This window comes from Streptomyces sp. NPDC059816, from assembly GCF_042732055.1.
In the GTDB taxonomy this organism is placed as follows: domain Bacteria; phylum Actinomycetota; class Actinomycetes; order Streptomycetales; family Streptomycetaceae; genus Streptomyces.
The window spans coordinates 21,682-46,628 of record NZ_JBHWIQ010000015.1 but is presented as its reverse complement, the minus strand read 5'-3'; the positions used below and the strand labels follow the sequence as shown (position 1 = coordinate 46,628).

Genomic DNA, 24,947 nt, shown 5'->3' with positions numbered 1-24,947 from the left:
GCTGACACACCTTGACGACAGGAGTCGAACCATGAAGTACATGCTGCTGATCCAGACCAGCTCGGCCGAGGAATCGGGCAGCTCCGCCGGCTGCGAGGTCTCGGACTGGATCGCGTACACCAAGGCGGTGCAGGACGCCGGCATCTACGTCTCGGGCGAATCCCTCGCCGACCTGGTCACCGCGACCACCGTGCGGGTCTCCGCCGAGGGCGAGCGGACCGTGACCGACGGCCCGTTCGCGGAGACGCGCGAGTTCCTGGGCGGTTTCTACGTCATCGACGTGCCGGACCTGGACGCCGCACTGGACTGGGCCGCCCGCTGTCCGGGCGCGCTCGGCGACGGCGCGGTCGTCGTGCGGCCGATCGCCGACTTCACCGTCTGAGGCTCCGGGACCCGAGGAACGGACCATGACGGACACGGGCCGGCCGCACCCCGCCGACGAGGGGGACGAGGCGAGTGCCGCCGACCGAGCGGTCGAACAGGTGTTCCGCGAGGAGCGCGGACGGTTGCTCGCCTCGCTCGTCGGCCGGTTCGGCGATCTCGACCTGGCCGAGGAGGTCGCCTCGGAGGCCGTGGAGGCGGCGCTACGGCACTGGCCCGTGGACGGCGTGCCCGCACGACCGGGCGCCTGGCTGCTGACCACGGCCAGGCGCAAGGCCGTCGACCGGCTGCGCCGCGACCAGACGTACGCCACCCGGCTCGCCGTCCTCCAGGCCGAGGCGGACCGGGCGGCCCCCGCCCCGCCCGCCGACACCACCCGGGACCTGCCCGACGAACGACTCCAGCTGTTCTTCACCTGCGCCCACCCCGCGCTGGCGGAGGACGCCCGGGGCGCCCTGGTGCTGCGCTGCCTGGCGGGACTGACGACGCCCGAGGTCGCCCGGGCCTACCTGGTGCCCGCGGCGACCATGGCCCAGCGGATCGTCCGGGCGAAGAAGAAGATCCGGGAGGCGCGCGTCCCGTTCCGCGTCCCCGGCCCCGACGAACTGCCGCGGCGCCTGCCCGGTGTGCTCCAGGTCCTCTACTCGATCTTCACCGAGGGGTACGCGGCCAGTGCGGGGCCGCGGTTGCAGCGGCTGGACCTCGCCGAGGAGGCGATCCGGCTGACGCGCCTGCTGCACCGGCTGCTGCCCGCGGAACGCGAGGTCACGGGGCTGCTCGCGCTGATGCTGCTGGTCCACGCCCGCCGCGCCGCCCGGACCGGGCCGGACGGCGCCCTGGTCCTCCTGGCCGACCAGGACCGCGGCCGCTGGGACCGGCCGATGATCGAGGAGGGGCTCGCCCTGGTGCCCCCGGCGCTGGCACCGGGCCCGCCCGGACCGTACGGGGTGCAGGCGGCGATCGCCGCGCTGCACGACGAGGCCGCGGACCCGGCGGACACCGACTGGCCGCAGATCGTCGCCCTGTACGACGTGCTGCTCGCGATCGCCCCGTCCCCCGTCGTCGCACTGAACCGGGCGGTGGCGGTGGCACTGCGGGACGGTCCCGCCGCCGGGCTCGCCCTGCTCGACGCCCTCGCCGACGAACCTCGGCTGCGCGGCCACCACCCGTACGCGGCGGCCCGGGCCGAGCTGCTGCACCAGCTCGGCCGGCGGGCCGAAGCCGTCGTGGCCTACCGGGCGGCGCTCGCCCTCGCCGGCACCGCGCCCGAGCAGGCCCATCTACGGCGCCGACTGGACGCCGCCCTGGCCGCGGACGACGCGCCCCCCGAATGAGCGGTGCCCCCGGGCCCTCCCCCGTCGTGGCGGGAGGGCCCGGGGGCACCGTGCGTCGACCGTGGTGCCGCGCTACAGGGCGACGCCCAGCAGGGCGTCCACGGTGCGGGACACCACACCGGGCGCACCCTCGTCGGTGCCGCCCTGCGCGGCCTGGCGGGCGGCCCAGCGGTCGACCGCGGCGAGCGCGGCGGGAGCGTCCAGGTCCTGGGAAAGGGCCTGGCGGACCTCCTCGACCAGGGCTTGCGCCGAGGGGCCGTCGGGGCGCGAGACGGCGGCGCGCCAGCGCCCGAGGCGGTCCACGGCGTCCCCGAGGACCGTGTCGGTCCACTCCCAGTCGCTCCGGTAGTGGTGCGCCAGCAGGGCCAGCCGGATCGCGGCCGGGTCGACGCCCTCGCGACGCAGGGTGGAGACGAAGACCAGGTTGCCCTTGGACTTCGACATCTTCTCGCCGTGCAGGCCGACCATCCCGGCGTGGACGTACGCCCGGGCGAAGGGGTACTCGCCGGTGAGCGCCTGGGCGTGGGAGGCGCCCATCTCGTGGTGCGGGAAGGCGAGGTCGGAGCCGCCGCCCTGGATGTCGAAGCCCATCCCGAGGTGGTCCAGGGCGATGGCCACGCACTCGATGTGCCAGCCGGGCCGACCGGGGCCGAGGGAACCGCCGTCCCAGTGGGGCTCGCCGTCGCGGGCCGCCATCCAGAGCATGGGGTCGAGCGGGTTCTTCTTGCCGGGACGGTCGGGGTCGCCGCCACGTTCGGAGGACAGCAGCCGCATCGCGGCCGCATCGAGGCGGGACACCTCGCCGAAGTGCGGATCGGACTCGACGGAGAAGTAGACGTCGCCCTCCAGCTCGTAGGCGGCGCCCGCGTCCCTGAGGCGTTCGACCAGGGGGACGATCCCCGGTATGGCTTCGACGGCCCCTATGAAGTGGCGCGGCGGGAGCATCCGCAGGGCGGTCATGTCCTCGCGGAACAGGTTGGTCTCGCGGTGGGCGAGCCCTGCCCAGTCGACACCGTCGCGTTCCGCCCGTTCCAGGAGCGGATCGTCGATGTCGGTGACGTTTTGCACGTAGTGGACCTGGCGCTTGGTGTCGAGCCACACGCGCTGAACGAGGTCGAACGCGTTGTAGGTCGCCGCGTGACCCAGATGGGTCGCGTCGTACGGCGTGATGCCGCAGACGTAGATACGGGCGACGGGACCGGGGGCGAGATCGACGAGGCCGCCGGTCGCGGTGTCGTGAATCCGAAGGTCGCGGCCCCGTCCGGGCAGGGCGGGGACCTCAGAAGCGGGCCAGGCATGCATGACATGAGCGTAACCGGACGGTGCGTCCGCTACACCGGTGGCCAGGGGTTTAAACCGGTGGCCATGGAATCGCGGGCCACTGCCCGCCGGGCCGCGGGTGGACGCCGGAGGCCAGCAACGCGGCCACCCGGGCCCGCGTGGCGTCGATCTCCGGCCCGGTGATCAGTTCCGCGAGCCGTGTGGCCAGGGGCTCTTCGGGCTCCAGGGCGGCCCGCAGCGCGGTGAGGGCGGCCAGCGCTCCGGTGGTCAGCGGCTCGCCCGCCCAGCCCCACAGGAGGGTGCGCAACTTGTCGTCCGTGTGAAAGGTCACGCCGTGGTCGATGCCGTAGAGCCGGCCGTCGGCGGTCGGCAGCAGATGGCCGCCCTTGCGGTCGGCGTTGTTGATGACGGCGTCGAGCACCGCGAGGCGGCGCAGCCGGTCGTCGTCGGCGTGCACCAGCAGGGCGGTGCGCCCCTCGCCGACCTCGGCGAAGCCCACGGCCTTCCAGCCCGGCCCGGGCTCGCGCGCGTCCAGGAGGGCGAGCAGACCGTCGCCGGACGCCTCGGGGTCGCTGTCGATCCACAGTTGGCACATGCCCTCGCCGTGCGGACCGTCCCGGAGCACGGTGGGGGGCACCAGGTCCCGGCCGAGGACCTCGGCGACCTCGTAGGCGGCGACCTCGCGCCGGGCGAGGTCGCCGTCGGGGAAGTCCCACAGCGGGCGTTCACCGGCGACGGGCTTGTAGACGCAGGCGACGCGCTCCCCCTCGTGCTCCACCGTGCAGTACAGGGCCGTGTTGGACGCCTCCCGGATCCGGCCGCGGATCGTCAGCTCACCGTGGGCGAGCAGCTCGGTGACGGTCACGCCCCGCGGCGGTATCCGTTCTGGCGCGGGCATACGTGTCCCTCCGGGTCGAGCGGCAGACTGCACAGCGGGCAGGGCGGGCGACCCGCGTTGACGACGTCCAGGGCCCGTTTGGCGAAGGCCCGGGCCTGCACTCCGGAGAGGCGGACGCGCAACATCGGCGGGCCGTTCTCCTCGTCCTGGAGGAGCCGTTCCTCGGCCTCGGCGAGGTCCTCCTCGGAGTCCGCGTCGAGTTCGACGAGGGCCTGCGCCTCGACGACCATCCGCTGCTCGTCGCCGTCCCAGGCGAGCGCCATGGTGCCGACCCGGAACTCCTCCTCGACCGGGGTGTCGAGGGGCGCGGTGTCGGAGATCTCGGTGGGCGCCACGGCCGGCACGGCCGCGCTGCCCCCGCTACGCCGGACGACCTCGTCCAGCAGTTCGTCCATGCGCTCCGCGAGGGCGGCGACTTGGGCCTTCTCCAGGGCGACGCTCGTGACCCGGGAGCCGGACGATGCCTGGAGGAAGAAGGTACGGCGCCCTGGCAAGCCGACCGTGCCGGCCACGAAACGCTCCGGCGGGTCGTAGAGGAACACCTGACGGGACACGTCCTGTCTCCCTTGGAATCGACGGGTCGATCACAGGATCGCCCGGGGGTTGCTGCTTTGCTCCGACCGCTTCACCCTACTGCGGTCCGCGATCACGGCGCGCCCGCGCCTCCACCCACCGTCGCGGTCCCGTCGGCCCCGTCGGCCCCGCCGGTGTCCGCGGCAGCGTGCTCGGCGTCCTCGGCGTGCTCGCGGGGGACGAGCGAGGCGAAGTCCCCGGTGTCCCCGAGCCGGACCAGGAAGGGACGCACGGGTGTGTAGCGGATGACGGTCACCGAGCAGGGTTCCACGGACACCCGTTGGAAGAGGTCCAGATGGAGACCGAGGGCGTCGGCGACCAGCGCCTTGATGATGTCGCCGTGCGAACACACCAGGTAGGTGGCGTCCGCGCCGTGCTCGTCGGCGATCCGGGCGTTCCATTCGCGGACGGCTTCGGCGGCCCGGGTGGCCATGGCCCGCATCGACTCGCCGCCGGGGAACTCGACGGCGGAGGGGTGTTGCTGGACGGCAGCCATGAGGGGTTCCCCGTTCAGCTCGGAGAGTTTGCGACCCGTCCACTCGCCGTAGTGGGCCTCGCCGACCCGTTCGTCGGTGTGCAGGGTGAGTCCGGGCCGGGCGGCGAGCAGGGGCGCCACGGTCTGCTGACAGCGTTCGAGGGGGCTGCTGACGACCGTGGCGAGGGGGACGCCGTCGAGACGGCCGGGGAGGGTGGCGGCCTGGGCGGTGCCGCGGTCGTCGAGGGTCACACCGGGGGTCCAGCCCGCGAGCAGGCCCGCGGTGTTGGCGGTGGAGCGTCCGTGTCGGACGAGGATCAGCGTGGGCATGCCGACAGCCTAGGACGAGGGGGGTGTGCCCCCGGGGTCGGAGGGGAACAGGTGGTGCGTGATCGTGGACTGCGCCATCTACCGGGACGGACGCCGCGTCGAGGGGCCCGTCGACCTGCCCGATGCGCTCGCGCGGGCCCGCGCGAGCGCGGACGCCTTCGTCTGGATGGGACTGCACGAACCGACGGAGGAGGAGTTCGCGCACGTCAGGGAGGAGTTCGGGCTGCACCCCCTGGCAGTGGAGGACGCCCTGAAGGCGCACCAACGGCCCAAGCTGGAGGTGTACGACGACTCGCTCTTCGTGGTGCTGAAACCGGTGGTGTACGAGCCGGAGGGCGACACGGTGTCCTCGGGCGAGGTCATGGTGTTCCTCGGCGACTCGTTCCTGGTGACGGTCCGGCACGGCGAGGGGGCGCCGCTCGGGGAGGTGCGGCGCCGGCTGGAGACGGAGCCCGCCCTGCTGCGCAAGGGCCCCACGGCGGTGCTGTACGCGATCGCGGACGCGGTGGTCGACCACTACTTGGAGGTGGCCACGGAACTCCAGACGGACCTGGAGGAGTTGGAGGCCGAGGTCTTCTCGCCGGAGGGCGGTCGGTCACGGCACACGGCGATGCGGATCTACACCTTCAAGCGGCAGATCCTGGAGTTCCGGCGGGCGACGGTGCCCCTGTCGGTACCGCTCGGGCGGCTGGCGGGGACGGGGCCGTTCGCGGTGGCGGTGCCGTTCGTGAAGGAGTCCGCGCAGCCCTTCTTCCGTGACGTCAACGACCATCTGCTGCGGGTGAACGAGTCCGTGGAGGGCCTGGACCGACTGGTGTCGGACATCCTGTCGGCGCACCTGGCACAGATGAGCGTGCGGCAGAACGACGACATGCGGAAGATCTCGGCGTGGGCGGCGATGGCGGCGGTCCCGACGATGATCGCCGGCATCTACGGCATGAACTTCGACCACATGCCGGAGTTGCACTGGGTCTGGTCGTATCCGGCGGTGATCGGGCTGATGGTGGCGCTGGAGGTGGCGCTGTACCGAACGTTCAAGCGGCGCGGCTGGCTGTGAGTGCCAACTGCACCGGAGGGCGGTGTCGGGCTGCTGAGCTGCTGAGCTGCTGAGCTGCTGAGGGTCAGGCGAACTCGGCGGCGGAGGCGGCGGGTCCGCCGAGCGCGTTGCGGCGGTCGGGCATCGCCAGCGAGACCATCCGCCGCCAACCGTGGGCCCGCTCGTACGCGTACACGGCGTGGATGGAGGCCGCGAGGACCGCCGCCTTGGCCCGGGACCAGCCCAGGATGCGGCCCATGTGGGCCATCACGGCGAGGCTGACGTCCCGGTAGACCCGGATCTCGACGTGCGCGCACTCGCGGAGGGTGCGTTGGATGTCCCGGCCGTGTCCCGCGTACGCGAACCGCAGCAGTTCCTCGTGGCAGTACGCGAGGTGGTTGTCCTCGTCGTGGGAGATCATCTTCACCGCCCGGCCGATGTCGGGATGGTCGCCGAAGAGGCGCCGCAGCAGTTCCATCTGCTCGGAGGCGCGCTGTTCGGTGACGCGGCTGTGGGCCAGGTAGGTGACGAGGTCCTGGACGGTCAGGGGCTCGTCCCGGTGGAGCTTGTCGTGGGCGAGGCCGATGCCCCGCCGTTCCAGCAGCATGGTGTAGTCGGTGTCCCCCGGCACCTCCACGGGGGTGAGGCCGCGCTTCTTGATCAGCGCGTTGAAGATGCGCCCGTGCTTGTCCTCGTCGGCGCCGTGCCGGACCACCTTGGGGGCCAGGTCCCGTTCGACGGCGGGGACGAGGGCCGCGATCCGGGCGTTCTCCCACCCGCCCTGGGACTCGCCGCTGGCCGCGATGGAGCAGAACAGGCGGAACGACTCGTCGTTGTCGAGGATCTCCTCGAACAGACTCTTGGCCGAGAGCATGACTGCCACCTCCGTGCAGGGGTCCGCGCAGAACGAGTCAAGTGCGGGACCTGCCCGACGGCAACAGGTGTGGGCGTCGGCTCGGCCGAACGAAGGACGCGCACCGCACGGTCCGGTGCGTAACCGTGCGGGCGGTGCCGCGTTGTGCTGGGTGACGGCCGTGGCGGGGAAGACCCCCGAGCCCCCACCACGGCCGCGGGCCCCTGTTCAGGAACCGCCCCCCGGCGTGGATGCGCCGGGGGCCGGTGCGCCGTCGGAGCTGCCACCGGCGAACGGCGACCGGGTCGGGTCAGGCCAGTCCCGCGCGTTCCAGGGCCTCGGTGCCGGCGCGCAGCGCGGCGAGGCGCTCTTCGAGGGTGAACCCGGCGGGGGCCAGGGTGAGCGTGGTGACTCCGGCGGCGGCGTACGCCTTCATCCGGTCGGCGATGCGGTCGACGGAACCGAGCAGCGTGGTGGAGTCGATCAACTCGTGCGGAACGGCGGCGGCGGCGCCGGCCTTGTCGCCGGACAGGTAGCGGTCCTGGATCTCGGCGGCCTCCCGTTCGTACCCCATGCGCCCGGCCAACTGGTTGTAGAAGTTCTGCTGACGGCTGCCCATGCCGCCGACGTAGAGCGCGGTGTAGGGGCGGAAGGTGTCGGCGAGCGCGGTGACGTCCCGGTCCGCACCGACCGCCAACGGCAGGGTGGGACACACATCGAAGCCGTCCAGGGTCAGACCGGCCTTCTCCCGGCCGGCGCGCAGATGGCGGACCGCGGTCTCCTCCAGGTGGTCGGCGGAGGGGAAGATCAGCAGGGCGCCGTCGGCGATCTCCCCGGTCTGCTCCAGGTTCTTCGGGCCGATCGCGGCGATGTACAGCGGGATGTGGGCGCGCTGCGGGTGCACGGTCAGCTTGAGCGGCTTCCCGGGTCCGTCGGGCAGCGGGAGCGTCCAGTGCCGCCCCTCGTAGGAGAGGCGTTCGCGGGTCATGGCCCGGCGGACGATCTCGACGTACTCGCGGGTGCGGGCGAGCGGCTTGTCGAACTTCACGCCGTACCAGCCCTCGGAGACCTGCGGGCCCGACACCCCGAGGCCGAGGCGGAACCGACCACCGGACAGCGAGTCCAAGGTGGCGGCGGTCATCGCGGTCATCGCGGGCTGTCGGGCCGGGATCTGGAGGATCGCGGAGCCGACGTCGATGCGTTCGGTGTGGGCGGCGACCCAGGCCAGCACGGTCGGGGCGTCCGAGCCGTACGCCTCGGCGGCCCAGCACACCGCGTAGCCGAGCCGGTCCGCCTCCTTGGCCACCGCGAGGTTGTCGCCGTCCATCCCCGCGCCCCAGTAGCCGAGATTGATCCCGAGTTGCATGACCGATGCCCCTTACTGGTCAGTAACGTTCCCTGTGCGGCGAACCCTAGCGCGCGGCGGGCGATCCGTCAGGGGACGGGACGGGGGCGGCGGCCGGACCCCGCACGGCAGGTCGTCCGCGACGGGCCGCCGTGTCGGTTCGGCACCGGTTGTCGCCAGTTATCCACAGGCTTCCGCACCCGTGGACATCTGGCCAGTAATGTCGACGCCCATGGAGCAGAGGTATCTCGGCCGTACCGGCCTGCGCGTGTCCCGCATCGGGCTCGGCACCCTGACCTGGGGCCGTGACACCGACGAGAGCGACGCCGCCGACCTGATGAAGACCTTCTGGGAGGCGGGCGGCACCCTCGTCGACACCGCCGACGTGTACGGCGGTGGGGAGGCCGAGTACCTGCTCGGGCAGTTGATAGAACGCCTGGTGCCCCGTCGAGACCTGGTGATCGCGACGAAGGCCGGCAGCGTCCCCGATCCGGAGCGTCGGTTCGACGGCTCGCGGGGGCATCTGCTGAGCGCCCTCGACGCCTCGCTGGCCCGACTCGGCACGGACCACGTCGACCTGTGGCAACTCCACGCCTTCGACCCGACGACCCCGCTGGAGGAGACCCTCCAGGCCGTGGACATCGCGGTCAGCAGCGGGCGCGCCCGGTACGCGGGGGTGTCCAACTACTGCGGTTGGCAGCTGGCGAAGGCGGCCACCTGGCAGCTGGCCGCCCCGGGCACCCGCGCCCGGCTGGCCAGTACGCAGATGGAGTACTCCCTGCTCCAGCGCGGAGTGGAGCGCGAGGTGCTGCCGGCGGCGGTGGACCTGGGGGTGGGGCTGCTCCCCTCGTCCCCGCTCGGGCGCGGGGTACTCACCGGCAAGTACCGGCACAGCACTCCGCCGAACTCGCGCGGCGCCTCCGAGCACCTGTCGCTGTTCGTGGAGCCCTACCTGGACGAGGAGGCGGGTCGGATCGTCGACGCCCTGACGACCGCTGCGGACGGACTGGCCGTCACGCCCCTCCAGGTGGCCCTGGCCTGGGTGCGGGACCGGCCCGGGGTGACCGCGCCGATCATCGGTCCGCGCAACGCGCAGCAGCTCGCGGCCGCGTTGTCAGTGGAGACGCTTAATCTTCCTGACGAGATCTGTCGGGCACTCGACGATGTGTCGGCGCCCATCCACCGCTATCCCGACCAGGACTGGAGCACGTTGTGAGCACGCACCCCCAAGCCGGGGCGCCCAGCGCGGAGACCGGCGCCGCGGAGCCGGCGGACGCTCCCGCGGGTGCGGACGCCCGGCCGGAGGCGGCCCAGGACGGCGACGGCTCCGAGCCCGGAGCGACCCCCGATACGGACACGGACGACACCAGCGCGGACGGCACCAGCCCGGACGGCGGCGAAGCGGACGCCGGGAAACCGGATGCCGGGGAACCGGATGCCGGGGAACCGGATGCGGGGGAAGTCGCGTCCGAGCGCGGCGACACCGCCGGGAGCGCCGACGGGGCTCAGAGCCCCACGGAGGCCGAAGCCGAGCTCGCCGCGCAGCGCGAGGTGCGGGAACGCATCGAGCGGCGCAAGGCCGAACGGGAGGCGCCGATCGACAGTGGCGCCAAGCTGAGCGGCACGGCGGCCGAACTGCTCGCCGCCGTCCGTGCGGTGGAGAGCGGCGAACGGCCCGCCCGGACGTTCGCGGAGCCGACGGAGGCCCCCCGCAGGCCCGCCCCGGCCGCCGCCCCCGCGCCCCGCCCCGTCACGGCCTCGGTGCCGGCCCCCGCCCCGGGTCCGGCGCCCTCGACGGTGAGCGCCGTACGGACGGTGCTCACCGAGGGCGGCGCTCCCGAGTCCCTCGCCCCCCAGGTGTCCACGGCGCTCGGCGAGGACGCCGGGTCCGTACTGCGCGCGGACCCGTGGCAGCTGCTCCAGGTCGCGGGCGTACGGCCCGAGCAGGCCGACGGTTTCGCACGGGCGCTGCTGGGCCCGGACTGCCGCCCGGACGACGAGCGGCGCGGTCGCGCCGTCACGGTGTGGCTGTTGGGCCAGGCGGCCCTCGCCGGACACACCGCGCTGGACGCGCCCGCCCTGAGCACGGCGCTGGCCCAGCAGTCGGTACCGGCCGCCGACGAGGCGGTGCGCAGCGCCGTCGCCGAGGGTGAGGTCCTGGTGTTCCAGGACGCCCTGGACGCGGCCCCCCAGGCCGACGGAACACCGGCCCCCGTGGCCGACGGGACCCCGGACGAGGAGGCTCAGGGCGAGGAGGCTGAGCTTCCGGTACGGGTGTTGATCGGCCTTGAGCGCTTCGCACTGGCCGAGGAGAGCCTGGCCGACGGCCTCTCCCGTTTGGTGAACGCCCCGGCCGGGCAGAGCGACGGGCCGGACGAGACCCGGGGCGGCGGGGCGGGCGGCTCGGCCGCCGAACTGATCCGCGCCTCGGCGACGCACGCCCTGGTGCTGCACACCGGCGGCGAGGCGGCCCGCGCCGAGCCCGCCGCCCTGGTCGCCGGCGCCCTCGCACAGGGACAGCGGGTGGTGGCGGCCACGCACACGGCCGACGGCCGGGACCGGTTCGCGAAGCTCCTGACGGCGTCGGAGCCGACCGCCCCGGTGCCGGCGGCTGCGGTCGTGACGGTCGCGGGGCTGCTGGCCGGGACGGAGGGGCCGGGCCGCGACGCCGAGGGCGCGCTCGCCGTCGACCTCCTGGTGGTGCTGGACGCCCCCCAGCTCGACGTGGAGAGCGCGGCGATGCTGGTGGAGTCGCTGGCGGACGGCGCGCGGCTCGTCCTGAGCGGTGACCCCGCGCTGCTGTGGTCAGCCGGTCCCGGTCGGGTGTTCGCCGATCTGCTGGCGGCCCGGGTGTGCCCGCAGATCGCGTCCCGGACGCCGGATCCGGGTCCGATCGGGGAGCTGACCAGCAGCGTCGCCTTCGGTGAGCTGCCCCAGGTGGAGGCCCCGGGCAAGGAGGTCGTGATCGTCCCCGTGCGGGACGCGGGCGAGGCCGTGCACCGCACCGTGCAACTGGTCGCCGACTCGCTGCCCAGGGCCCTGGGCGTCCCGCCCGAGGGCACCCAGGTGATCACCCCGGGTCACGGCGGGGCGGCGGGCACCCGCGCGCTGAACTCCGCGTTGAAGGAACGTCTCAATCCCGGGCCCGGCAGGTTCGGCGGCTTCGACCCGGGCGACCGGATCGTGTGGTCACCGGTGCCCGGGCGGTCGGCGCCGGGGCGGGTCGTGGGCGCCGATGCCGAGGGACTGCGCCTGGAGTGTGACGGCGTCCCCGTCCTGGTCCCCCGGGAGCAGGTCGAACGGACGGTGCGGCACGGCTGGGCGATGACCGCGCACCAGGCGGTGGGGCGGCGCTGGCCGGCCGCCGTCGTCGTGTTGCCCGGGGATGCCGCGCAGGCGTTGAGCCGGCCCTGGGTGTACACCGCGTTCGGGCGCGGGGAGCAGCACCTGTCCGTGGTGCACGGGGTGGAACAGGCGCTGCCGCAGGCGGTCGCGGAGGGCGCGCCGAAGCCCCGCACCACCAGATTGCCGGTGCTCCTGCGCGGCCAGGCCCCGACCACCGCCGGGTAGCGGTCGGCCGGGGCCTGGTGGGCCCCGGCCGACGGGTCACCGTCTGCGTGCGTCGCCGCGCGCCCGGTCGGGTGGCCCGTCGAGGTCGGTGTCCAGGTCCTCGTCGGACTCGGCGACGAGGTCGGACCGGGCGTCGGAGTCGTCGCCGTCGGGGTCCCCGTGGCCCTCGCCGTCCTCGCCGTCATCGTCCTCCTCACCGTCATCGCCGTCACCGTCACCGTCGTCGTACTCCTCGTCGAAGACGGCACTGACGTCGAAGCGGCACACCACCCGCTGCGGGTCCGCCTGGTCGAACGGGCCCTCCAGCCACTCCCCCGGGTCGGCGGGGTCGTCGGCGGCGGTCACCCAGAGGGTGGAGTCCCCCTCCTCCAAGCCGAACTCCTTGTGCCGGGAGGCGATCTCGTCGGGTTCGAACTCGCCGAAGAGGACGCCGAGCGCACCGTGCACCGTGCTGCCCGCCGAGTCGGTGAGTGGTGCACCGTCCGCTTCGGCGGCCTCCACCCGCTGGGCCTGGGCCATCAGGCGCTGCGGTTCCACCACCACGTAGTCACGGCGGATCAGCACGCTGAGCGCGTTGGGGTCCTCGGGCCCCGTGTACGGCGGAAGGGTGTCCTCGGAACCGGGGATCTCGAAGGGGGTGACCTCGTCGTAGCGGTCGTAGAGCAGCTCGTCGTACTCCTCGGCGGCCACCGCCAACTCGTTGAACGCCTCGTAGACGGCCGGGTCGTCCTCACCCGACCTGCTCTCGACCGCCGCAAGGTGACGGTCCAGAGCGGCCTTCACCGCCTCGGCGGCGGCGCGTACCTCGGCAACCGTGGGCTGCGCAGCATCAGACATAGTGCAGACGCTATCCGTACCCGGCCGGTGCCCGCACAATAGATGGCGATGCCGGAATACGAATTTGTCGACGTGTACGTGCCGCGCGGGGTGACTCGCAAGGACACCACCCGCCTGCTGACCGACCACGCAGAGTACGGACACTGGGAGTTGGAGCGTTTGCGACTGAACCCTGACGGGAGTCGACGGGTACGGCTTCGTCGACGGATCATCCGCCAGTTGCGCGCGACCTGGTGACGCACCACGACCCACACGGAGGGGGTCCGGCCCGGGCCGGACCCCCTGCGCGGTGACGGACAGTCGCACGACCGAGTGATGCGCCACCGCCTCGACACGGCCACCCGCTGGCCCCGTGTGCTCGACGGAACCGGCTGTCTGTGATCTACGCGACAGCCTCCGCCGAGGGGGACCCGCCCGGCCCGGTCCGCCCGGAACTCCCGGCGGACGGGGCGAAACGGGAACGACACCGGCCCCGGAGTGCGTGGCTCGCACTCCGGGGCCGGTACCTCAGCCTCAGGGCCTCGGGGCAGGCGTGGCGTCAGCCGTTGATGCAGGTGTTGCCGAAGGCGGGGTTCAGCAGACCGACCACGTTCACGGTGTTGCCGCAGACGTTCACCGGAACGTGGACGGGCACCTGGATGACGTTGCCGGACAGCACGCCCGGGGAACCCACGGCGGCGCCCTGGGCACCGGCGTCGGCAGAGGCGAGGCCCGCACCCGCGAGCATCAGGCCACCAGCGGCAGCCGCGACGGCGACAACCTTCTTGATCATTGTTCCTCCTTGTTGGGCAGTACGGCCCCGACCTCGGGCCGCATGACCAGTAACGAGGGGGAAGCAATGGAGCTACGAGCGTATCTTCGCATTCACCCTATTCAGTCACTTTCGTACGAACTACCGATTCGGTCGCCCGGTGGGGCCGCCGGTCAGGACGCGTCGATGAACCGGTCGAGCACCCGTACGCCGAACTGGAGACCGTCCACCGGCACCCGCTCGTCCACGCCGTGGAACATGCCCGCGAAGTCCAGCTCCGGCGGCAGCTTCAGCGGGGCGAAGCCGAAGCAGCGGATGCCCAGGTCGTCGAAGGACTTGGCGTCGGTGCCACCGGACAGCATGTAGGGGACGGCCCGGGCGATGGGGTCCTCGGCGCTGAGGGCCGTCTGCATGGCGTCCACCAGGTCGCCGTCGAAGCTGGTCTCCAGCGCCTTGTCGCCGTGCACGTCCTCCCGCTTGACGCGCGGGCCGAGGATGCGGTCGAGGTCGGCGAGGAACTCCTCCTCGTAGCCCGGCAGGAACCGGCCGTCGACGTGCGCGGTCGCCTCGCCCGGGATGACGTTGACCTTGTAGCCGGCGCCGAGCATGGTCGGGGCCGCGGAGTTGCGCAGGGTCGCGCCCACCATCTTGGCGATGCCGCCCAGCTTGGCGAGCGTGGCGTCCATGTCCTCCGGGTCGAGCGGGGTGCCGAGCGCGTCGGACAGCTCGTCGAGGAACGAGCGCACGGTCTTGGTGACCCGCACCGGCCACTGGTGACGGCCGAGCCGCCCGACGGCCTCGCACAGTTCCGTGATGGCGTTGTCGTTGTTGGTCATCGACCCGTGACCCGCCGTGCCCTCGACGGTGAGCCGCATCCAGTGCATGCCCTTCTGGGCGGTCTCCACCAGGTAGAGCCGCAACTTCTCGTTGACCGTGAAGGAGAACCCGCCGACCTCGCCGATGGCCTCGGTGACCCCCTCGAAGAGGTCCGGATGCTTGTCGACGAGGTACCGGGCGCCGTACGCGCCGCCGGCCTCCTCGTCGGCGAGGAAGGCCAGCACGATGTCCCTCGGGGGCTTGCGCCCGCTGCGCAGCCGGTCGCGGACGACCGCGAGGGTCATCGCGTCCATGTCCTTCATGTCGACGGCGCCCCGCCCCCACACGCAACCGTCCGCGATCTCGCCGGAGAACGGGTCGTGCGTCCAGTCGGCGGCGTTCGCGGGCACCACGTCGGTGTGTCCGTGGATGAGCAGCGCCGGGCGGGACGGGTCCTCGCCCTCGATACGGGCGACCGTGGAGGCGCGGCCGGGGTGCGACTCGATGACCCGGGGCTCCAGTCCGACCTCGGCGAGCTTCTCGGCCACGTACTCGGCGGCCTTGCGCTCCCCGGGACCCGAGTGGTCGCCGTAGTTGCTCGTGTCGATCCGGATGAGGTCGCGACAGAGGTCGACGACCTCGTCCTCCCCGGTCACACCCCGAGGTCCGGCGGCCCTGTTCGACTCGCTCACGGCGGTTCCTCCCACTGTCGCTGCCTGCTGTTCCTCTCCCCATACTCTCCCTCCTCCCCTCCGCCTCCAAGGGTGGACCCCGCCCGACATGCACCGTTCACGCAGCCGGGACCGGGCGTGGGCGGGGGGTGCGCGCGGGGCGCGGGGAGCAGGGCCGGTGGGCGTGATCAGGGGACGGAATCTTTGCTATGGTTTCCCACGTCGCCGCGGGAAACCGCGACAGACCACCGGTCCGGGTGGCGGAATGGCAGACGCGCTAGCTTGAGGTGCTAGTGCCCTTTATCGGGCGTGGGGGTTCAAGTCCCCCCTCGGACACCAGCTGAGACCCCACTTCACGTGGGGTTTTTTGCTTTACCGGGCTGTGGCGTGACCAACCACGTGACCAACGGCCCAGAGATTCCCCAGGTCAGACCAGGGATGACAAGCCGAGGCGGCCCGCGCCGGAGGCGGCCAGTCGCCGCGCTCCGTCCTTACGCGAGTGGCCGTATCGGGCCATGGTGTAGCCCGGCGAATGGTGCCGGACGTTCGCGGAGACCTCTACTGGGTTCTCCCCGGCCTCCAGGTCGTTCGTGACCTTGCTGTGGCGCCAGTCATGAATCCGGAAGTTGTCCGGCAGGTGAAGCCGGTTCCGAAGGGTGCGCCACCGAGCCGAGACCTTCTCGGGGTCCTGCGGGCCCCCTGCTTCACCTCGGTACAGCTTGAAGCCGTCCCGAGCGAACACCAGATCGCCATCAGCCCACGCGGGGCCGAGTCGTTCACGCTCGGCGCCCTGGCGCTCCCTCTGCCGCTTCAGAACGGTCATCACGGCTTGGTCCACGTAGATCCGCGCGTTGGCGTCACCATCCTTCGTGAGCTTCCGCAGCCGGTAGCCGTTGCCTTCTTCGACCACTACCCAGCCCAGTTCGATGAAGCCCTCATCCCAGTGGATGAGCGACCATTTCATACCCAGTGCTTCACTGCGCCGGAGGCCGGTTGCGGCGTACACGGTCCACAGAGGGGCGTCCCGAAGGCAGTGGTGCGTCAGCCCTCCGTCACACGCTCGGTTGCCGCAGGGCTCCCACACCGCCCCCAGGAAACGGGCCGTCTGGCCGTCGTCCAGCGTCGGGAAGTCGCGTTCCTGCGCCCGTATCTCCCGCCCGGTGGGCGGGTTGGCTGCGGCGGCCGGGTTGGACGGGATCAGCTTCGGCACGGCCGCACCGAGAGCCCCGGACAGGATGTTGTGCACGTGCCGAACGCTCTTGGCCCCCAGGGGCTTTCCCTTGTTCGTCAAGCAAGGCGCAGTCTCCAGCAGTCGGTACAGATCGTTCAGCGTGTCGTCCGTGACTTCGGACAACTTGACGTCCCCGATGTGTGGCTTGATGTGCAGACGGATCTTCGTCTCGTACCCGGCCACGGTCGTTCCCTCCTTCCGCAGGTTGGCGTGCCACTTGTCGAGCCAGTCACCCAACTTCATGTCTGAGCGAGCCGTGATCTTGCCCGCCTCGTAGTTGCTGAGCCACTCTCGCAGGGCTCTTTCCGCTGCGGTCTTGGTCGGGTACTCCCGACCGATCCAGTAGCGGTCCTTCTTGCCCTGCGCCTTGTCGAAGTGGAGGGGCGTGCGCACGCCCCAGGTGTTGGGGCGACCCTTGCGCGGGATCTCCTTGGGAGTCCCCCCGAGCCCGTTACCGCGCTTCGTCACGTGGGTCAGTTCCCTTCCTGCTCACGCCGCCACTGAGCGAGGATGGCCGACGCCTTGTCGGTGAGCCTCTGCCCGTCCCACAGGCCGAGTTCTTTAGATCGCTTGATGCGCTCGGACATCGTGGCCTTGCCGATGCCCAAACGGCCGGCCAACTCCCCCTGGGGAGCTGTGGTGCCCGTGGCCCGCATCCGGGCCAGCTCGGCCACGAGAAGCGTGTAGTCCTCATCTGAGCGACAGCGTGAGGGCACCGGGTACGGGCCGCGCATGACCCTGTCTTCTTGCCTGGCAAGCGCAGCGCGGGCCCCCGCCTTGATCTCCGCCATCGGGATCTGGCGGAGAAGGTTGGCCGGGATGCCATCCGTTTCCAGTGCCTCACTCATGCCCCGATCGATGTCCTCACTGCTCCCCCCTACCGTGAGGCGAACAGTGAGCTCAGAAGGGCCGGTGAAGGGAGCTGCGACAGGGCAGCGCGCGGTGACAAGCCAGGGGCCATAGGCGCGCCACCAGACCAGTTGGTCTCCGTCGCGGTGCCACTCATGACTTACCTCGTGTGGTGTTGGTGTGTTCACAAGATCGAGACTAACAGCGTCCGAACATGAGGCAGCAAGTTCGGAGGGTGTGATGATCGTCACCTTTCCGAACGTGGCGCAACCTGTTCGGCGCAGGCATGCTGAAAAGTAGGCCGGATGGCAGCAGGCGAAATGGTCGCCCACCGGCCAGTTGAGAGGTTTCGTGCACGCAAAGCTGATGACCGTTGACGACGTGGCCGAGTATCTGAACAAGCCTCGTTCCTGGGTGTACGGGAACTGGAAGACCGAACAGATCCCGTTCCGGAAGGTGGGCCAGGCGCTCCGCTGCCGGATGAGCGATCTTGATAGTTGGCTGGATGAGCAGAAATCCAACTGAGATCCGTTCGATCGAGACTCTATTGAAGCCCCCGAGGCGACTCGGGGTTTTCTGTTGTCTGGGGGACTGATTGGTAGCAGTGGAGATGAAGCACGTTGAGTTGATTTGCGCGACGTGCCGTGAGCCGTGGACCCATCTCCGGCCCAAAGGGAAAGGCGGACGCAACCCGGTAACTAATCCCGATCATCCGTGGTGCACCAGGAAGCGGGACAACCGGAACCGTGCAGCCTCCAGAGAGAGGGAGCGGACGGGGTCCGAGCCGAAGAAGAAGATCGGCACCGATGCCCTGGACATCGCTTGGCGCGGTGGGGGGTTGCTGGAGGAGGTCCGACAGTTTGAGGAACCGCCCAAGCCGTACGACATCCGACAAGAGATCGAGAAAAAGGTTCACCCTGACATCGCGTACTCGACACCGGAGGACCGCAAGGCTGTCAGCCTATGGTTCCTCGACACCAAGCAGCCGAAGACGGGACCTGAGACCGGCCGGACGTGTGTCGATCGCCCTCTGCGGGTGATCGGATCGGCGAGACCCTGGTGGTGGCAGTCCGACAGCCCGGGGCACGCTGGGTGTCCTGTTTGGTAGTCCGTTTTTTCTTACTGGTGAGGGGACATTTCCCCTTGGAGTCATGACCGCTGGGCGGCGGTCCCCTGACGCGGACGAGAGTCCGGGCCTGTTCGAAGTCCTGAGCACGAGAGTGCTCGAATGCGGCTCTGCGGATACCTGCCTGTGAGACACAGCAGACAACGGAGAGATAGCCCCTATCCCTGAACTCGATTGTTTGGGGAAAGGGGCCTGTCTGCTCATACGTTGTCCTGTTGTGAACGTTTACGTTCTAGGTCGCCCTTAAAGGCGACTATAGATCAACACGCTTCTGTAATTCTGCATTTGTTTACTAGTTTGTGAGGTTCCCATGAGCGATAACAACATAGCCCCGGAGGGGCAGGCGGAAAATGCCGAGGCGGTACCGGACCCTGCCCAGGCAATCCGGGCAGAGGTTCATCGTGAGTACGCTGAGCGCCTGGTGAAGGCTGAGATTTCCATTCAGGCAGCCAGGGCCGGCGTCAAGATTTCTGACACGTTCATCCGCCACCTGAACCTTCCGGCGTTCGTCGGGGAAGACGGAGAGCCGTCGAGCGAAGCGATCTCCGAAGTTCTCCAGTCGTTCCGCCCCAGGGCTCCGCTGTATGCCCAGGATATCGGCCTGGGCCCACGGGGCGAAGGCTCATACAATCCCCGGCCCCGAACTTCGCTAGACGCCCGCAGCCGAAAGTAAGAAGGAGAACCGCCTATGCCTTTTCCGTACCAGCACGCCGGAACCGATACCTTCACTCCGGAGCTTTTTGACGCTGAGCTGATTGAACAGTTCGACCCGCTCCTCGTCTGGGCCTCACGCCTCGTCAGCAACCGCAAGTACGAGGGCGAGATCAGGAAGAAGGGCGATGTCGTCCACATCAACAGCCTTCTGCGCCCGACTGTCGGTGACTACAAGCTGACTGACGGCATGACGGCGCAGCGGCCGGAGACTGTGGATCAGGAGCTACCCATCAACCAGGCGAAGTATCTGCAAATTTTGATTGAAGATGCACAGCGGGTACAGCTCGCCTCAAAGGATCTGAACTCTCCGATCAACCGGCAGATGATCCGGGCTATTGCCCGCGAGGCCGATACTTTTATGGGAGGCGTGATAGCTGGCAAGGCCACCGAGTTTCCACGGATCGCCCCCACCGCGGGAACATTTCCGGCGACCCTTTACACTGCGATCCTGGACATGATGCTTCACCTTGACGAGAACGACATCCCGGAGGCTAGTCGATATGTCGTGGTCTCTCCGAAGGTCAAGCGGCATTTGATCGAGCATCCCTCGATTGCAAATGCCGCCGCTTACGGCGAGAGTGGCGCGACTGCCCATGGCGTTATTGCTCGCCTTGCCGGTTTCACAGTGTCCTCTACAACCGCTATGCCCCCAGGCGTTGACCTCGTGGCAGGGCATCCGGACTTTGCCACGTACGCAAGCCAGTTCACCGGTTTCCGGCAGGGGCAGAGTGAGAATTTCCGAGCCGACTACATAGACACGCTCCACCTGTACGGAGGTAAGATCATTCGCTATCCCGACCTGGACACCAGGAAGGCGGATAATACCTGGGATGAGACTAAGCCGACGAAGGGAATCGTTAAGGCCACCGTAGCGTGGCCTGCCTGACATTTCCCAAACGGGGGCCTTCGCCATTTCGGCGGAGGCCCCTCTTTTTTTGTTTCTTCGAGCGCAAGAGAGAAAACCCAGCCTCGACTACATGTCCGTTCGATGAAACACGGACAATAACCTTCAAGATTGACGCGAATCTCACTGAATCGGTACCCCAAGGGCATGATTGTCACGTCCAGTGAGCAATCAGGTGAGCTTCAGGGTAATTCCATTGGGATTTGCGTCGAATCGAGCTGATGAATCGGAAAATTTGAAACCCGTACACGGTGGAAGGAAGGCGCCCCCGGCGGTCCCCATTGCAGTCAACTAATCCATTACCCCCACCCTTCACATTCTTGTGAGTTACGCATCATTTATCTGTGCGTAATAGTTTCGTGATTGATTGCGGACAGTGTTGATCTCGCACCGCAGAAGGGAATGCGGTCGGCCGTCAGAGCGCATCGCTCCGGTCGGATCAGAGACCCCCTGTCTCTCATGAACGAAGGAATGCAGCATCATGCGCAAAACGGTTCTGGTGCCCGTTCTCAAGACCCTGTGCGACGCGCACATAGCGCGGGACGGGAGCGAACAGGACGCCACGGCGACACTCACCCTGGGCAAGCGCACTTGGGACCTGTGCGGCGAGCACCGGAGCACGTTCGACCGCTACCTGACGGATGCGCTGGGGGCGGGAGTGGACGATGACGACACGGCCACCGCCGGGCCGGAACCTGCCATCGAGACCGTGACGGAAACGGACACGGCCGTGTGTGAGGCGGGCCCGGATGACTCCAGGGCGCAACCGGTGCGGTCCGTGATGATCGCCGGTGAGGTTCCCGGGTACGGGTGGGACACGGCCCGTGAGGCGGTGCGGAACCTGGGGTACGAGGTGGTGGGGCGCGCGGACGACAGCACGGTCCTGCTGATCCTGGGTGAGGGTGGGGAGCGCAACGGTGTCAAGCTGCGGGACGCGTCCGAGCGTGGCATCCCGTGCATGGACGTGCGGACCCCGGGACGGTTCCGTGACGCAGTGCGGGCGGGACAGTTCACGGGAACTGACCCGCTTCCCCGGCCTGCCAAGGCGGACCGGTCGGGCCCGAGTGAACGGGAGCGAAACCGGCTGATCCGCTCATGGGCGCGGGAACAGGGCTACAACGTTCCCTCCCAGGGACGCATCCCCATGAACGTGCGGCACGCGTACGAGACGGCACACCGGGACGCCACGGAGGGAAAAGCGGCAGCGGCCTGAGCGCCGCGCCCCCGGCCGGGCCGACCGTTCGCCGTGGCGGGCGGCACCCCGGACCCCGAGACCTGAGCGTCTGGAAGAACGCCACCGGCTACGGGGCAGGGTCCAAACCCAGCAAGCGTGACTGTGCCCCTGGTAGTTGGGTGGTGTGGACGGCCCCGAACGGGGAGCGGCGCGCGGGCGTCGTCAGCAACGACCTGTTCACCCTGGCCACCGTGAGGCGATCGGCGCAGGTAGGGCAGGCCAAGGAAGTGCGCTGCAAGGCCGTGGTTGTACCGGCCGATGGTGGCGACGCCCTACCGATGTGCCCCGCCACCCACAAGCACCCCCATGCAGTGGTCAAGGACGGGGGCCGGTGGCGCCCCGTCCTTGCCCGGCACGAACGGACGAACTCCCAGGAAGCGGCGGCAGCATGAACACCCCTGTTCTGTACGGTCCCATCGGGCGCGCGGTCCGCAGGATCGCACCGTTCGCGGAAACCGATCCGATCGGCATCTATGTTGCCGTTCTCTCGATGTGGTCGGCCGCGATCGGCGGCACGGTCACCGTGTCGTCCCGGGGCAGTGGACGGCCCGTGCTCCTGTGGTCCGCGTTGGTCGCGGGAACGGGACGGGGAAAGGGAACGGCACTGCGGGCCGCGCATCACGTCCTTGACCGGCCGTTGGGCCGGTTCCTCGCCACACACACCACCTCCGGGATCACCTCGGGGGCCAGCATGGTCAACCATCTGTGGCAGCAGCAGGAAGCGACCGCCGACACCGAGCACGGGCGGGACGTCCGGGCCCTTGTGGTGGAAGAGGAATGGTCGGAAGTGCTCCGCCGGGTGAAGCGGGACGCGTCGTTCACGACCAAGCTCCGGGCCGCGTGGGACGGGGCCACCCTGCGCAACACGACCAAGGAAGAAGCGCAGGAGGTACGCGACCCCGCCATGGTCCTGCACTCCCACGTCACGCCCTCCGACTGGACCAAGTACGTCGGAGAATCGGAAGCGGCCGGAGGGTCCTACAACCGCATCCTTCCCTTCCTCCTCGGATCGGTCCCCATGCTCGATGACGACCGAATCAGCCTGCCCAAGATGGACGGTTCGGAACTGTCCGACGCATACGGATGGGCCACCGCCCGCCCCCGTGTCATCACCCTTGCCGACGATGCCCGGCCCCTGTGGCGCATCGTGCGCCGCTATGCCCGCATCATGGGTGAGACCCTGCCCGAATCGCAGGCAGTCTTCATCGAGCGCACGGCGGAACAGACTTTGCGTACCGCCGCGTGCCTTGCAGCCTCCGAATGCTCCGGAACCATCACCGGTGACATGCTGTCGGCAGCGTTCACCCTCGTACGCCGTTCCGTTCACGACACGGTGAGGATTATCAAGGGAGGCACCTCCCCGAAGGTGAAGCGGCAGGCGCCCAGCCTCGCTGACAAGGTTCGGGCCCGGATCGAGATGCACGGCGGACGCGCCACCTCCTCCCAGGTACTCCCGTTCGTCGGAGCGACCGCCGCCGAGGTCAAGGCACTGCCCGGAATCGTCACCACCGTTGAGCGGGAAGGCAAGACCGGCCGACCACGAACGGTCCTCACTCTCCGCAGTGACACTCCCGTTCACACACAGGCACCGGAACCCACACCGGAGCCGGCCAGCCCGGAGAGCGAGGAGAACCGCGCCACCGTGGTTCAGATCGACGACTACCGGCCCGCTGCCGCCCCCGCACCGGTAGCTCACAGCAACCCATTCCTCGCGCTCCTCTAAGTAAAGAAAGCAGGCCCCGGCTGGAAGGCCGGGGCCACCATGCTTGGCCAGAGTCGGAGGTTCCCGGGTTCACGGTCTCCTGTTCGCCAAAGCCGGAATCTCTGCAATCATTTCCGGCCTCACTGAATCCCAGAGGATTCCTTGAGGCCGCGCATGGGGAGGGCACTCAATGATTCGCTCTGGCGTGACGATCAGGTCAACTCGAAAGTCATGGGGAGCTTCCGGAATTTCCACATCGACGACCTGAAGATCGTGCACCGTAGTGACAATCAGCACGTCTCGCCCAATCAATCCAGCCTCTTGCAGCAGGGCGACCTCAATATCCGCATATCCGGCCCCCTTTCCTAGTCGCACCCCTTCGGCATTGACGGCCACACTGCCACAAATAACAAGATCCACTGGCGACATTTCTTGTACGTCCACGAGTGTTGCATAGTCTTCTATCGCACGTCTTTCCGCTGCCTCCTTGGGGCTGACGGAAAGGTTTTCAGGATTCAGGAAGTAAAAGGGCTTGATGGTTGCGAGTCTCGGTGCAGCCATGTATACCTTTTTCCCCGCTTCCAACGCGAACTCCCGTACCGGCGTCTGGGCCTTGTCCGGAACGGCCTTTATGACCCGGGAAGCTTCCCACGCCGGGTGTTCGGTGAGACGTAGGGCGGCAGCCACGGAACCGTCAAAAGAGGGGATGCGTCCGACTGATCTTCCGGAAACGACGTTCTGGCTATCGAGCAGTCTCCAGACGCTTTCTCGAATCTTCTGCTTTTCGCTTCGGATGACATCAGAACTCATTCGCCATTTCCTTTCTCAGGCCGCGATCAGTTCAAAGAGTCGACTATTGAGGTTCTTTACATCTGAAGAGTCGTTCCAATCTTGCAGTTCTTTCCCGGCCCTGAAGATAAGACTCAATCCGCCTCCCCCTCGATTCTCCTCAACAACAGCGATGGCCTTGTGAACTGCACCGACAGCCTCATCGACCTTCCGCTGTCTGATCTGCGCCAGAGCTAGATTTCCCAGAACGATTGCCTGAGACTTCGACCCGTCTCGGACTCGGGTCACCGTTTCCTGTAGAAGAATCTCGGCCTTGGGGGCATCGCCTAGAAACAGAAAACAGGAGCCCGCTAGGCGGCCGAACTGTCCAGGGGACAGCAGGGAGGCTCCCGCGTCGTGTTCCCTTGTGCGTTCAAGTGACCTTTCCGCATTACGGAGCGATTCTTTGCATTCGCTCGACTGGCGGAGCATCGCATAAGCCTCGGCGGAATGGAGGAAAGCGAGGCCGCTAAGAGCGCTACTGGAAGCCCCTACCAGGGTGGCAACCTTTTGGGTCAAGTGGAGCCCTACGGAAGGGTTCTTCTCTCCATACAGGGCTACAAATGATGTGCGAAGCATCGCCAGCCCTTCCGCGACCGGGTCGCCCAGTTCCCGTGCAAAAGCGATGGCCTGGTCAAAATAGCCACGTGCTGTGGTGTGATCAGTTCTTCCCGATGCATCCCAAACGAGTTGACCCATGAGAGTTGATGTCTCGGCCATAGCTGCTTGCAAGTCGCGTTTCACCGAGTAGGGAACACTATGGCTGCGCCATTGCGCAAGCGTTCCTAGAAACCTTCCGGTTTCAGCGACGAGCAGAGTGGAGGGCTCGGTTGCGTAGCGCGAATCCAGCGTTTGGATCTGTTCTCTCAAGGTGGCGACGCTGACCAGACTGGGACTCTCCATCGAACTATTCTCTAGGTATCCCTCCGCCCGGTTTGAGTCACAATCCGATGACGGAACAGAACGCTCCCAGGGCCGTTCAGAGACACCTAGCATCTCGCCGGGGATTCCGAATCCGTCACACACTCGCTCGATAACTGCTTGGCCTCGAATGCTGCGGACGCCTCGAATGATGTCGCTTACCCGGCCACTGGTCATCTTCCCAACCGCCGAAGCGATTACCGCGTAGCTGGAGCCGGTGCGCCTGTTTACGAGGCGGAACACCTCTTGGAAGTCGCGAGCTGCGCAGGCCCGGCGCATTGCGTCGC

Annotated in this window: 24 protein-coding genes and 1 tRNA gene; 12 read left to right on the top strand and 13 right to left on the bottom strand. The window is 68.8% G+C overall.

The window, feature by feature from the left end; translation table 11 throughout:
- Positions 1 to 31: 31 nt before the first annotated feature.
- Both ACFV88_RS20455 and ACFV88_RS20450 read left to right on the top strand, forming a co-directional pair.
- The gene (locus ACFV88_RS20455; RefSeq protein ID WP_385493076.1) at positions 32 to 382 is read left to right on the top strand and encodes a YciI family protein; all 351 of its coding nucleotides are present in this window, start codon (positions 32 to 34) and stop codon (positions 380 to 382) included.
- Positions 383 to 407: 25 nt separating this feature from the next.
- On the top strand, positions 408 to 1,715 hold the full coding sequence (locus ACFV88_RS20450; RefSeq protein WP_385493075.1) for an RNA polymerase sigma factor: 1,308 nt from the start codon (positions 408 to 410) through the stop codon (positions 1,713 to 1,715).
- A gap of 72 nt (positions 1,716 to 1,787) precedes the next feature.
- Here the strand turns inward: ACFV88_RS20450 and mshC are convergent, their stop codons facing one another.
- The 4 genes from mshC to ACFV88_RS20430 form a co-directional block, all read right to left on the bottom strand.
- The gene (mshC, locus tag ACFV88_RS20445; RefSeq protein WP_385493074.1) at positions 1,788 to 3,017 is read right to left on the bottom strand and encodes a cysteine--1-D-myo-inosityl 2-amino-2-deoxy-alpha-D-glucopyranoside ligase; all 1,230 of its coding nucleotides are present in this window, start codon (positions 3,015 to 3,017) and stop codon (positions 1,788 to 1,790) included.
- Between the two features lie 49 nt (positions 3,018 to 3,066).
- Entirely contained in the window at positions 3,067 to 3,894 is an 828-nt protein-coding gene (locus ACFV88_RS20440) for an SCO1664 family protein (protein ID WP_385493071.1), read from the bottom strand.
- Positions 3,858 to 4,448, bottom strand: coding sequence for a DUF3090 domain-containing protein (locus ACFV88_RS20435; RefSeq protein WP_385493070.1), 591 nt, complete (start codon positions 4,446 to 4,448; stop codon positions 3,858 to 3,860). The genes ACFV88_RS20440 and ACFV88_RS20435 overlap by 37 nt, the downstream gene beginning before the upstream one ends.
- Positions 4,449 to 4,540: 92 nt before the next feature.
- On the bottom strand, positions 4,541 to 5,272 hold the full coding sequence (locus ACFV88_RS20430) for a histidine phosphatase family protein (protein WP_385493069.1): 732 nt from the start codon (positions 5,270 to 5,272) through the stop codon (positions 4,541 to 4,543).
- 58 nt (positions 5,273 to 5,330) lie between these two features.
- Here ACFV88_RS20430 and corA point away from each other — a divergent pair, with 58 nt between their 5' ends.
- Positions 5,331 to 6,329, top strand: a complete 999-nt coding sequence (corA, locus tag ACFV88_RS20425) for a magnesium/cobalt transporter CorA (protein ID WP_385493068.1) — start codon at positions 5,331 to 5,333, stop codon at positions 6,327 to 6,329.
- A 64-nt stretch (positions 6,330 to 6,393) separates the two neighbouring features.
- Here corA and ACFV88_RS20420 read toward each other — a convergent pair whose 3' ends face one another.
- Together ACFV88_RS20420 and ACFV88_RS20415 are read right to left on the bottom strand one after the other, a co-directional pair.
- Positions 6,394 to 7,182 carry a ferritin-like domain-containing protein gene (locus tag ACFV88_RS20420; RefSeq protein ID WP_385493067.1) on the bottom strand — a complete coding sequence of 263 codons (789 nt, stop codon included), beginning with the start codon at positions 7,180 to 7,182 and terminating at the stop codon, positions 6,394 to 6,396.
- 289 nt (positions 7,183 to 7,471) lie between these two features.
- Positions 7,472 to 8,527: an LLM class F420-dependent oxidoreductase gene (locus ACFV88_RS20415; protein WP_385493066.1), complete on the bottom strand. Its 1,056-nt coding sequence runs from the start codon at positions 8,525 to 8,527 to the stop codon at positions 7,472 to 7,474.
- 211 nt (positions 8,528 to 8,738) lie between these two features.
- Here ACFV88_RS20415 and ACFV88_RS20410 point away from each other — a divergent pair, with 211 nt between their 5' ends.
- Together ACFV88_RS20410 and ACFV88_RS20405 are read left to right on the top strand one after the other, a co-directional pair.
- Positions 8,739 to 9,722, top strand: a complete 984-nt coding sequence (locus ACFV88_RS20410; RefSeq protein WP_385493065.1) for an aldo/keto reductase — start codon at positions 8,739 to 8,741, stop codon at positions 9,720 to 9,722.
- Complete coding sequence (locus tag ACFV88_RS20405) at positions 9,719 to 12,076, top strand: helix-hairpin-helix domain-containing protein (protein WP_385493063.1); 2,358 nt, start codon at positions 9,719 to 9,721, stop codon at positions 12,074 to 12,076. Before ACFV88_RS20410 ends, ACFV88_RS20405 begins: the two co-directional genes overlap by 4 nt.
- 36 nt (positions 12,077 to 12,112) lie before the next feature.
- On the opposite strand, the gene ACFV88_RS20400 is transcribed toward ACFV88_RS20405, so the two are convergent.
- Positions 12,113 to 12,913: a hypothetical protein gene (locus tag ACFV88_RS20400; protein WP_385493062.1), complete on the bottom strand. Its 801-nt coding sequence runs from the start codon at positions 12,911 to 12,913 to the stop codon at positions 12,113 to 12,115.
- A 48-nt stretch (positions 12,914 to 12,961) separates the two neighbouring features.
- Here ACFV88_RS20400 and ACFV88_RS20395 point away from each other — a divergent pair, with 48 nt between their 5' ends.
- The gene (locus ACFV88_RS20395) at positions 12,962 to 13,150 is read left to right on the top strand and encodes a DUF5703 family protein (RefSeq protein ID WP_351242684.1); all 189 of its coding nucleotides are present in this window, start codon (positions 12,962 to 12,964) and stop codon (positions 13,148 to 13,150) included.
- A gap of 301 nt (positions 13,151 to 13,451) precedes the next feature.
- Here ACFV88_RS20395 and ACFV88_RS20390 read toward each other — a convergent pair whose 3' ends face one another.
- Entirely contained in the window at positions 13,452 to 13,685 is a 234-nt protein-coding gene (locus tag ACFV88_RS20390) for a chaplin (protein ID WP_385493060.1), read from the bottom strand.
- Between the two features lie 152 nt (positions 13,686 to 13,837).
- On the bottom strand, positions 13,838 to 15,172 hold the full coding sequence (locus tag ACFV88_RS20385; RefSeq protein WP_385493059.1) for a M20/M25/M40 family metallo-hydrolase: 1,335 nt from the start codon (positions 15,170 to 15,172) through the stop codon (positions 13,838 to 13,840).
- A gap of 230 nt (positions 15,173 to 15,402) precedes the next feature.
- Between ACFV88_RS20385 and ACFV88_RS20380 the strand changes: the two genes are divergently transcribed.
- Positions 15,403 to 15,490 (top strand) — tRNA-Leu (locus tag ACFV88_RS20380).
- An 88-nt stretch (positions 15,491 to 15,578) separates the two neighbouring features.
- Here ACFV88_RS20380 and ACFV88_RS20375 read toward each other — a convergent pair.
- Both ACFV88_RS20375 and ACFV88_RS20370 read right to left on the bottom strand, forming a co-directional pair.
- Positions 15,579 to 16,850 carry a tyrosine-type recombinase/integrase gene (locus ACFV88_RS20375; protein WP_385493058.1) on the bottom strand — a complete coding sequence of 424 codons (1,272 nt, stop codon included), beginning with the start codon at positions 16,848 to 16,850 and terminating at the stop codon, positions 15,579 to 15,581.
- A gap of 5 nt (positions 16,851 to 16,855) precedes the next feature.
- Complete coding sequence (locus tag ACFV88_RS20370; protein WP_385493057.1) at positions 16,856 to 17,230, bottom strand: hypothetical protein; 375 nt, start codon at positions 17,228 to 17,230, stop codon at positions 16,856 to 16,858.
- Between the two features lie 367 nt (positions 17,231 to 17,597).
- On the opposite strand from ACFV88_RS20370, the gene ACFV88_RS20365 reads away from it, so the two are divergent.
- From ACFV88_RS20365 to ACFV88_RS20345, 5 genes are all read left to right on the top strand, one after another.
- The gene (locus tag ACFV88_RS20365) at positions 17,598 to 17,756 is read left to right on the top strand and encodes a helix-turn-helix domain-containing protein (RefSeq protein ID WP_385493056.1); all 159 of its coding nucleotides are present in this window, start codon (positions 17,598 to 17,600) and stop codon (positions 17,754 to 17,756) included.
- Between the two features lie 911 nt (positions 17,757 to 18,667).
- A complete protein-coding gene (locus tag ACFV88_RS20360) occupies positions 18,668 to 19,030 on the top strand; it encodes a hypothetical protein (protein ID WP_385493055.1) in 363 nt (120 codons plus the stop codon).
- 15 nt (positions 19,031 to 19,045) lie between these two features.
- Entirely contained in the window at positions 19,046 to 19,957 is a 912-nt protein-coding gene (locus tag ACFV88_RS20355; RefSeq protein WP_385493054.1) for a hypothetical protein, read from the top strand.
- 499 nt (positions 19,958 to 20,456) lie between these two features.
- Positions 20,457 to 21,188 carry a histone-like nucleoid-structuring protein Lsr2 gene (locus ACFV88_RS20350; RefSeq protein WP_385493053.1) on the top strand — a complete coding sequence of 244 codons (732 nt, stop codon included), beginning with the start codon at positions 20,457 to 20,459 and terminating at the stop codon, positions 21,186 to 21,188.
- Positions 21,189 to 21,597: 409 nt separating this feature from the next.
- On the top strand, positions 21,598 to 22,932 hold the full coding sequence (locus ACFV88_RS20345; RefSeq protein ID WP_385493052.1) for a DUF3987 domain-containing protein: 1,335 nt from the start codon (positions 21,598 to 21,600) through the stop codon (positions 22,930 to 22,932).
- A gap of 69 nt (positions 22,933 to 23,001) precedes the next feature.
- Here the strand turns inward: ACFV88_RS20345 and ACFV88_RS20340 are convergent, their stop codons facing one another.
- A complete protein-coding gene (locus ACFV88_RS20340; RefSeq protein ID WP_385493051.1) occupies positions 23,002 to 23,721 on the bottom strand; it encodes a 5-formyltetrahydrofolate cyclo-ligase in 720 nt (239 codons plus the stop codon).
- A 15-nt stretch (positions 23,722 to 23,736) separates the two neighbouring features.
- Entirely contained in the window at positions 23,737 to 24,642 is a 906-nt protein-coding gene (locus ACFV88_RS20335; protein ID WP_385493048.1) for a transcriptional regulator, read from the bottom strand.
- Positions 24,643 to 24,947 lie beyond the last annotated feature (305 nt).